The following is an 8,017-nucleotide window of genomic DNA, read 5'->3' as shown; positions in this document are numbered from 1 at the left end:
GCGGCCGCCCGCCGGGCCGCCGCCGCGAAGGCCGCCCGCGAGCAGGCCCGCCGCGACGCCGCCCGCGAGGCCCGTGAGCACGCGGCCGGCACCAAGCGCCCCACCCGGTCGCACGGCAGCACGTCGCACACCAGCAGCTCCTCGCACTCCAGCAGCGGGTCGTCGCACTCGTCCGGCAGCCCGTCGTCGGGCGGCAGCTCGTCCGGCGGGGGCTCGTCGGCGGGCAGCAGCAGCGGTGGCCGCGCCGCGGTGTCGTGGGCGCGCACCCAGCTCGGCAAGTGGTACGAGTGGGCCGCCGACGGCCCCTCGACGTACGACTGCTCGGGCCTGACCATGCGCGCCTGGCAGCGGTCGGGCGTGTACCTGCCGCACAGCTCGGTGATGCAGTACCAGGTGACCCGGCACGTCTCGATGGACGACCTGCGCGTCGGCGACCTGCTGTTCTTCGCGACGAACACGTCCAGCCCGTCGACGATCCACCACGTGGCGCTGTACGTCGGCGGCGGCATGATGCTCGAGGCGCCGCACACCGGCGCCCAGGTGCGGATCAGCTCGATGTACCGCTCTGGCCTCATGCCGTACGCCGGCCGCCCCTGACGCACACCCCCGCCCACTGCCGAGATGCGAGTAGCGGTTCACGACCGGACCCGGTCGTGAACACCTGCTCGCATCTCGGCGTCCGGGGCGCCGGGGTGCGGCACCCGCTGCGGGGTGCGAGCGTTGCGGCATGGACCTCGGGCTGCAGGGACGCACGGCACTGGTCAGCGGCGGCGCCTCGGGCATCGGCCGCGAGACGGCGCGGCAGCTGCTGGCCGAGGGCGTGCAGGTGGTCGTCACCGACCGCGACGCCGACGGGGTGCGGGCCGCGGCCGACGAGCTGGGCGCCACCGCGGTCGTCGCGGACCTGACCGACCCGGCGGACGTCGACCGGCTGGCCGCCGAGGTGCGCGAGGTGCTGGGCGGCGCTCCCGACGTCCTGGTGAACGCGGCGGGCATCACGGGCGCGACCGGTGCCTTCCACGAGATCGACGACGCGGGCTGGCTCGAGACGCTGCAGGCCGACCTGCTGAGCAGCGTGCGGCTGACCCGCGCGTTCGTCGAGGAGATGGCGCACCGCGGGTCGGGCCGGATCGTGAACGTCGCCAGCGAGGACGCGTTGAACGCCTACACCGACGACCCGCCGTACGTGGCCTCGAAGGCCGCGCTGCTCGCGCTGACGAAGGTGCTGTCGAAGACGTACGGCCACCGCGGGGTGCTGGTGAACGCGGTGTCGCCGGCCTTCATCGAGACGCCGATGACCGACGCGATGATGGACGAGCGGGCGCAGCAGGACGGCGGCGACCGCGACGACGCCGTGGCGCGGTTCCTGCACGACGAGCGGCCGGGCATCGAGCCGCGCCGCCGCGGCACCGTCGGGGAGGTCGCAGCGGTCATCGTGTTCGTGGTCTCGGAGCGCGCGACGTTCGTCAACGGCAGCAGCTACCGCGTCGACGGCGGCTCCGTCGGCACGATCTAGGGTGGCTCGACGTCGCGCTGCCGGACCGCCCGTCTGGCAGGACTTCCCGCCGCACCCGTTGCAGGACTACGCCGTCGTGGCCGATGGTCGCCGCGGGGCGATGATCGGCCCGCGCGGCGACGTCGCCTTCCTGTGCGCACCGTCGTGGGACTCGCCCGGCGTGGTGTCGGCACTCGTGGGTGGCGGCGGCGTCTACGCGGTGACGCCGGTCGAGCCGTTCGTGTGGGGCGGGTCGTACGAGGAGGGCAGCCTGGTCTGGGGCAGCCGCTGGCGCACGACGACCTGCACGATCACCTGCCACGACGCGCTCGCGTACCCCGGTGACCCGCACCGGCTGGTGCTGCTGCGGCAGGTCGAGGCGGGCGCGCACCCCGCCGTCGTCCGGGTGGTGCTCGATCTGCGGGCGGAGTTCGGGTCGCGGAAGATGCGGCAGCTGCACCGCGGCGACGACGGGTGCTGGACGGCGCGCACCGGCGACCTGCACGTGCGCTGGGCCGGTGCCCAGGACGCCGTGGTCGACGACGACGGCCGGCTGGTGCTCGAGCTGCGGGTGGCCCCCGGACGCCGGCACGACCTGGTGCTGGAGGTGTCGGACGAGCGGCTGCCCGAGCGACCGGCCGACGCCGGCGCGCTGTGGGACGCGACGCGCGCCGCCTGGGCCGAGGCGGTGCCGCGGCTCGACGGGACCATCGCCCCCCGCGACGCCCGCGCGTCGTACGCCCTGCTGCGCGGCCTCACCTCGCCCGGTGGCGGGATGGTCGCCGCCCCCACGCTCGGGCTGCCCGAGCAGGCGCACGGCGACCGCAACTTCGACTACCGGTACGTGTGGCTTCGCGACCAGGCGTACGCCGGGATGGCTTGTGCCGCAACGGATCCGCTGCCGCTGCTCGACGAGGCCGTCGCGTTCACCGTCGCACGGGTGCTCGAGGACGGGCTCGACCTGGCACCCGGCTACCGGGTCGACGGCTCGCCCATCCCCACCGAGGTCGACCTCGGGCTGCCCGGGTACCCCGGCGGTGGCGGCGTCGTCGGCAACTGGGTCGAGGGACAGTTCCAGCTCGACACCGCCGGCACCGTGCTGGCGCTGCTCGCCGCCGCCGCGCGCCACGACCGGCTCGACGCCGACGGCAGCCGCGCGCTGCTCAAGGCGATGCGCATCGTCGAGACCCGGTGGCAGGAGCCGGATGCCGGCATCTGGGAGCTCGAGAACGAGTGGTGGACGCACTCGCGGCTGTCGTGCGTGGCCGGGCTGCGGGCGACGTCCGTGGTGCTGCCGGGGGCCGAGGGCTCGCGGGCCGCCTCGCTCGCCGATGCCGTGCTCGCCGAGACCGACCGCCGCTGCCTCGGCCCGGACGGCCGCTGGCGGCGCAGCCCGCAGCACGAGGGCGTGGACGCCAGCCTGCTGCTGCCGCCCGTGCGCGGCGCGCTGCCGGCCGCCGACCCGCGCACCCGCGCGACGCTCGAGGCGGTCGAGCGCGACCTGGTGCGCGACGGCTTCGTGTACCGGTTCCGCCCCGACGCGCGCCCGCTCGGGCAGGCCGAGGGCGCCTTCCTGCTCTGCGGCTTCACGATGGCGCTCGCCCAGTGGCACCAGCACCGCGAGGCCGAGGCGCTGCGCTGGTTCGAGCGCACTGCGGCGACGGCGGGCACGTCGGGCCTGCTCTCGGAGGAGTACGACGTCGACGAGCGGCAGCTGCGCGGCAACGTCCCGCAGGCCTTCGTGCACGCCATGCTGCTCGAGACCGCCCAGTGCCTGCAGGGCGACGCCACCTGAGGTGGCGGCCGCCCGTGCGCCCGCCACGATGAGCAGGTGACCGCGACAGGCAGCAGCAGCCGCGTGCAACGGCCTGACGTCGCCCTGCCCGGCGTGGTGCTGGGCGTCGGGCTCGGCGGCTTCGTCGACGGCATCGTGCTGCACCAGGTGCTGCAGTGGCACCACCTGCTGTCGAGCAGGGTGCGGGTCGACACCGTGCCCGGGCTGAAGATGAACACGCTGGCCGACGGGCTGTTCCACGTCGTCACCTGGCTCGCCGTGCTGATCGGGTTGTCGCTGCTGTACTCCCGCGTCACGCAGGCCCGCGGCCGGTTGTGGGGGTCGCGGGCGCTGTGGGGCTGGGTGGTGCTCGGGTGGGGGCTGTTCAACCTGGTCGAGGGGCTGCTCGACCACCAGCTGCTGGGCATCCACCACGTGCGCAGCGGCGTGCACCAGACCGCCTGGGACGTCGGGTTCCTGGCGCTCGGCGCCGCGCTCGTCGCCGTCGGGTGGCTGGTGCAGCGCGGCGCCGAGCTGGTCGACGCGCCGCCGCGACGGGCCTGACGTGCACCACGAGGGGCCGGCGTCGTCGGACGTCGGCACGCTGCTGCCGCTCGCCGTCCTGCTGGTGCTGACGCTCACCTACCTGGGGCTCGCGGCGGCGCGCCGGGCGGAGCCGCGCGGCTGGAGCCGGTGGCGCACCGCGAGCCTGGCGACCGCATCGGTGCTGCTCGCCCTCGCGCTGCTGCCGGCCTGGATGCCGTGGCCCGAGCACGACTTCCGCGGGCACGTGCTGCAGCACCTGCTGCTCGGCATGGTGGCCCCGACGTTCGTGGTGCTCGGCGCGCCGGTGACGCTGCTGCTGCGCTCGGTGCCGGTGCGGCGGGCCCGCCAGGTGACGCGTGTGCTGCGGTCGCGCCTGGCCCACGTGCTCGCCCACCCGGTCACCGCGCTGGTGCTCACCGTGGGCGGTGTCGCCGCGCTGTACCTGACGCCGGTGTACGGGACGGTGCGCGAGCACGAGGCGGTGCACCTGCTGGTGCACGCGCACTTCGTGGCGTCGGGCTGCCTGTTCGCGTGGGTGGTCGCGGGGCCCGACCCGGCGCCGCGGCGTCCGTCGGTGCCGGCCCGGCTGGTGGTGCTCGGCGTCGCGATCGCCGCCCACGCCGTCCTGTCGCAGCTGCTGTACGCGGGGATCGGCGTGCGCGTGCCGGTGCCGTCGGTCGAGCGCCAGGGCGCCGCCGAGCTCATGTACTACGGCGGCGACCTGGCCGAGCTGCTGCTGGCCGTGGCCCTGCTGAGCGGCTGGCGACCCCGACGGGCCGCCGGCCGCCGGCGTCAGTGGGCGGGGGAGCCGAACGGCGTGGTGAAGCCGGCCTCCTCGGCGCGGGCGTACGACGCGGTGACCTCGGCCTCGGCCTCGGCGCGGCCGGCCCAGTGCGCGCCCTCGACCGACTTGCCGGGCTCGAGGTCCTTGTAGGTCTCGAAGAAGTGCTGGATCTCGAGGCGGTCGAACTCGCTGACGTCGCCGAGGTCCTGGATGTGCTTCAGCCGCGGGTCGCCGGCCGGCACGCAGAGCAGCTTGTCGTCGCCGCCGGCCTCGTCGCGCATGTGGAACAGGCCGATGGTGCGGGCCTTGATGAGGCAGCCGGGGAACGTGGGCTCCTCGAGCAGCACCAGCGCGTCGAGCGGATCGCCGTCCTCACCGAGCGTGCCCTCGACGTAGCCGTAGTCGGCGGGGTAGCGGGTCGAGGTGAAGAGCATGCGGTCGAGCCGGATGCGGCCCGTCGCGTGGTCGACCTCGTACTTGTTGCGCTGGCCCTTGGGGATCTCGATGGTGACGTCGAACTCCACGGTGTGTCCCTCTCGGCGGTTCCGGGTGCGGCGAGGACGACGGATAGGGTCGTCCGGCAGGGGTCGAGTGTTTCACGGGCGCGAGGGGGGTCGATGCGCAGGCGGTCCGTCCGGCGGCTGCGGGCCGCACTGGTGGCGTGCGCGCTGGTCGCCGGGTACGCGGTCGCCGACGCCCAGGACGTCGTCCCCGGTGTGCTCACCACCAGCCCGGCGGCCGTCGCCGCGGCCCCCCGCCCCACGCCGTCCGACCCGGCCCGCACGGCCGCGGCGCCGGTGCTGCCGGGCCTGTCCGACCAGGCCCCGACCCCCACCACCGGGGGGCTCACCCGCACCCTGAAGCCCCTGCTCGGGGCGGCCGCGCTCGGCGGCCACGTCTCGGCGTCCGTCGTCGACGACGCCACCGGCACGCAGCTGCTCGGGCGGGACGCCGGGTCGGCGCGCGCCCCGGCGTCGACCGCCAAGCTGCTCACCGGCGTCGCCGTGCTCTCGGCAGTCGGCGGCGCCACCACGCTGCCCACCACGGTCGTGCAGGGCGCGGGCGCCGACGAGGTGGTGCTGGTCGGCGGCGGCGACATGATGCTCGGCACCGGCGCCTCGAAGCCGCGCAGCGCCGAGGGCCGCGCCGGGCTCGGCACGCTGGCCCGGCAGGTGGCCGACGCGCTCTCCCGCGAGGGTCGCACCCGGGTCGCCGTCCGGTTCGACGACTCGCTGTTCACCGGCGGCACCGTCGCCCCGGGCTGGGCGGCCGTCGACATCGGGTACGGGCTGACCGGCCGGGTCGCAGCGCTCGGGCTCGACCGCGACCGGGCGGTGCCCGGCCACCCCGCGCCCGCCGACCTGGCGCTCTCCGCGGCCCGCGCCTTCGCCTCCGCGCTCGACGCGGCCGGCATCTCCGTGACCGGCGCACCCGTGCGCACGAAGGCGCCGGCCGGTGCCCGGCAGCTCGGCCTGGTGCGCTCGGCGCCGGTGCAGGACGTGCTGTCGGTCGCGCTGCACGAGAGCGACAACGCCCTCGCCGAGGGGCTCGCGCACCTCACCGCCCGCGCCGTGAAGCGTCCCGCCACGTTCGCCGACGCCCCGCAGGCCGTGCTCGATCAGGTGCAGCACGTCGGCATCGACACCGGCCCCACCGTGCTCCTCGACGGCAGCGGCCTCACCCGCGGCAGCCTCGTGCCCGCCGCCGTGCTCACCGACGTGCTGCGGGCGGCGGGCAGTCGCGAGCACCCCGAGCTGCGGCCACTGCTCGACGGCCTGCCGGTCGCCGGGTTCAGCGGCACCCTCGCCGGCCGCTTCACCGAGCGCCCGGCCCGCGACGCCGCCGGCGAGGTGCGCGCCAAGACCGGCACGCTCACCGGCATCAACACCCTGGCCGGCGTCACCGTCGACGCCGACGGGCGGCTGCTCGTGTTCGCCGTCCTCGCCGACCACGTGCCGACCGGCGGCACCGACGCCGCCCGGCACACCATGGACCGGATCGCCGCGGCGCTCGCGGACTGCGGCTGCCGCTGACCCCCGCGCGGCCTCGCTGGGCCCGGCGGCGTCACGTAGGTTCGGGGCATGAGCGACCGCAGCGTGCTCGACCAGCTCGTCGACTGGGACCTGGCGGCGGCGACCGCCCGGCGGCTGGCCCGCCCGGGACCCGTGGTGTCGGCGGGGGAGGCCGCGGAGGCGGTGGGCTCGCTGCGGGCCGCGGCCACCGCGGCGCGCCCTCACGTCGCCGAGATCACCGGGCTGCACGCGCCGTCCGACGACGCCGTGGTGAAGGTCGTCGACCGGCCGGCCTGGGTCGCGGCGAACCTCGAGACGCTGCGCGCGATGCTCGGCCCCGTGGTCGAGGCGATGACCGAGAAGAAGCCGGTCGAGCCGAACGCCGTCGTGCGGGCCGTGGGCGGTGCGGTGACCGGCGCCGAGGCCGGCGGGCTGCTCGCGTTCCTGAGCTCGAAGGTGCTGGGGCAGTACGACATCGCGCCCGGCGGCACGCCGCGGCTGCTGCTGGTCGCGCCGAACGTCGTGCAGGCCGAGCGCGACATGGGCGTCGACCCGGCCGACTTCCGGTTGTGGGTCTGCCTGCACGAGGAGACCCACCGCGTGCAGTTCACCGCGAACCCGTGGCTGCGCGCGCACCTCGTCGACAGCGCGCAGTCGCTGGCCCGCGAGCTCGCGCCCGACCCGAGCGCCCTCGTCGACCGGCTCGGCGACGCGGCGTCCCGCCTGCCCGGGGTGCTTCGTGGCGACGGCGGCTCGCTGCTCGACCTGCTGGCGACGCCCGAGCAGAGCGAGCGGGTGGCGGGTGTCACCGCGGTCATGTCGCTGCTCGAGGGGCACGCCGACGTCGTGATGGACGCCGTCGGGCCGGCGGTGGTGCCCAGCGTCGAGACGATCCGAGCCCGGTTCACCGACCGCCGAGCGGGCCTCGGCCCCGCCGACCGCATGCTGCGCCGGCTGCTCGGGCTCGAGGACAAGATGCGCCAGTACCGCGACGGCGCCCGGTTCGTGCGCGGCGTCGTCGACGAGGTCGGCATGCAGCGCTTCAACACCGTCTGGACGTCGGCCGAGACGCTGCCGCTGCCCGCCGAGATCGAGGACCCGTCGGCCTGGGTGCGCCGCGTCGCCCCCTGACCCCCCTTTGCGCACCTCAGCCCGGTTTCCGCACGTCAGCCCGCTCGCGAGGGGCCGCCGAGCGGGCTGAGACGCGGAAACCGGGCTGGCGCGCGGAAAGGGGTCAGCGGGGTGCGGGCACGCCGTCGAGCGCGGCCTGCGCACCGCGACCGGGCACGCCCGGCGGCAGCGCCGGCCACCCGGCGGCGCGCGCGGCCAGGGCCAGCGCGCCGGTCACCGGCGCGACCTCGAGCACCTGCAGGCGGGCCGGCAGCCCGCGCTCGGCGAGGGCCGCG

The 8,017-nt window shown here is 76.1% G+C and carries 7 protein-coding genes and 1 pseudogene; 7 read left to right on the top strand and 1 reads right to left on the bottom strand.

Annotated elements, in window-relative coordinates; translation table 11 throughout:
• The 5 genes and pseudogenes from ACYVI6_RS17235 to ACYVI6_RS17215 form a co-directional block, all read left to right on the top strand.
• On the top strand, positions 1-597 hold a 597-nt coding region (locus ACYVI6_RS17235; protein WP_460447544.1), incomplete at its 5' end, for a C40 family peptidase.
• A gap of 130 nt (positions 598-727) precedes the next feature.
• On the top strand, positions 728-1,516 hold the full coding sequence (locus ACYVI6_RS17230; RefSeq protein WP_460447543.1) for an SDR family NAD(P)-dependent oxidoreductase: 789 nt from the start codon (positions 728-730) through the stop codon (positions 1,514-1,516).
• 1 nt (position 1,517) lies between these two features.
• Positions 1,518-3,290, top strand: a complete 1,773-nt coding sequence (locus tag ACYVI6_RS17225; RefSeq protein WP_460447542.1) for a glycoside hydrolase family 15 protein — start codon at positions 1,518-1,520, stop codon at positions 3,288-3,290.
• Positions 3,291-3,326: 36 nt separating this feature from the next.
• Entirely contained in the window at positions 3,327-3,833 is a 507-nt protein-coding gene (locus tag ACYVI6_RS17220; RefSeq protein WP_460447541.1) for a DUF2243 domain-containing protein, read from the top strand.
• Between the two features lies 1 nt (position 3,834).
• Positions 3,835-4,569: pseudogene (locus tag ACYVI6_RS17215) on the top strand (cytochrome c oxidase assembly protein); the annotation flags it as partial.
• Positions 4,570-4,607: 38 nt separating this feature from the next.
• Here ACYVI6_RS17215 and ACYVI6_RS17210 read toward each other — a convergent pair.
• The gene (locus ACYVI6_RS17210; RefSeq protein ID WP_460447540.1) at positions 4,608-5,123 is read right to left on the bottom strand and encodes an inorganic diphosphatase; all 516 of its coding nucleotides are present in this window, start codon (positions 5,121-5,123) and stop codon (positions 4,608-4,610) included.
• Positions 5,124-5,216: 93 nt separating this feature from the next.
• On the opposite strand from ACYVI6_RS17210, the gene dacB reads away from it, so the two are divergent.
• Together dacB and ACYVI6_RS17200 are read left to right on the top strand one after the other, a co-directional pair.
• A complete protein-coding gene (gene dacB / locus ACYVI6_RS17205; protein WP_460447539.1) occupies positions 5,217-6,632 on the top strand; it encodes a D-alanyl-D-alanine carboxypeptidase/D-alanyl-D-alanine endopeptidase in 1,416 nt (471 codons plus the stop codon).
• A gap of 48 nt (positions 6,633-6,680) precedes the next feature.
• Positions 6,681-7,742, top strand: a complete 1,062-nt coding sequence (locus tag ACYVI6_RS17200) for a zinc-dependent metalloprotease (protein ID WP_460447538.1) — start codon at positions 6,681-6,683, stop codon at positions 7,740-7,742.
• Positions 7,743-8,017 lie beyond the last annotated feature (275 nt).

It is taken from the genome of Angustibacter aerolatus (genome assembly GCF_054776675.1).
This window is presented reverse-complemented; position numbering and strand designations above follow the sequence as displayed.